The 1,091-nt window shown below is 43.7% G+C and carries 1 protein-coding gene; it reads left to right on the forward strand.

Annotated elements, in window-relative coordinates; all coding sequences use genetic code 11:
- Positions 1-105 precede the first annotated feature (105 nt).
- Positions 106-1,053: an IS30 family transposase gene (locus VHA01S_RS17735; RefSeq protein ID WP_023405717.1), complete on the forward strand. Its 948-nt coding sequence runs from the start codon at positions 106-108 to the stop codon at positions 1,051-1,053.
- Positions 1,054-1,091: the final 38 nt, after the last annotated feature.

The raw sequence follows: 1,091 nt of genomic DNA on the forward strand, positions 1-1,091 counted from the left end.
CCCGATTTCAGATAATAAGTGCGACACTCATGGAAAGGTGTAGAAGAGGAAGCCAACTGCTGAAAGTGGTACGCTCTTCTCGCCAAAGAAACAAGCAGTACTACCATGAGTTATCAGCAGTTGACCGAGGGGAAAAGATATCAGATTTCTACCCTTTTGGAACTGGGAATTTCAATCTCTGAAATTGCCAGAAAAGTGAAGTGCCACCGTTCAACGGTGTACCGAGAGCTAGAACGAAATCGAAAACAAAACCAATACTGCCCAGAAGCAGCTCAAAACTCTTCTGTTGCAAGACGTAAAGCCGCTCGCAAGTATCGAATACCGATCGAACGCATCGAGTTTATTCGAGAATTGCTTGGTATAGATTGGAGTCCCGAGCAAATCGCCAATGTACTGACAAAAGTAGGTGCATGTGTTAGCCATGAATGGATTTATCGTTATGTTGCACGCGATAAACACCAAGGTGGGAAGCTCTACCGTCATTTAAGGCAAGGACACAAACGATACCGTAAGGGATTGAAAGATAAGGCTCCAGCGATAAAAAATGCAGTATCAATTGATGAACGACCATCAATTGTGGATAGCCGTGAACGCTTTGGGGATTGGGAAATTGACACTGTATTAGGTAAGCAAGGTACAGGGGCGATGGTGACTCTTTTGGAACGAAAAACTCGGTTCTATCTCGTGAAAAAAGCGTCGTCAAAATCAGCAGAAGCTGTAACCCAAGCAACAATTGAAATGCTGATGCCTTATAAGGAACACGTACATACGATCACAGCAGATAATGGCCGAGAATTTGCTGGACACCAAAAGATTGGCGAAGCATTGGATGCTAAGGTGTACTTTGCGCACCCATATTGCTCATATGAGCGAGGAGCAAATGAGAATGCTAACGGCCTGCTTAGGCAGTATGTAAAGAAGGGAACAGACTTGAGAACGGTGAAAGATGACGATATAGCGTTTGCTCAATCCAGGATCAATCTTCGACCAAAAAAATGTTTAGGGTTCAAGCAACCAGCAGTGATTTTTAAAGAGTTAGCAAAGGTTGCTTGATATTTTAGAGAGTGTCGCACTTCAGAGTTGAATTCGGG

The sequence above is a fragment of the Vibrio halioticoli NBRC 102217 genome, from assembly GCF_000496695.1.
GTDB lineage: Bacteria > Pseudomonadota > Gammaproteobacteria > Enterobacterales > Vibrionaceae > Vibrio > Vibrio halioticoli.

Excerpts from the sequence above, each read along its gene's own strand:
- VHA01S_RS17735 (WP_023405717.1), top strand. The coding sequence starts at position 106 with ATGAGTTATCAGCAGTTGACCGAGGGGAAAAGATATCAGATTTCTACC.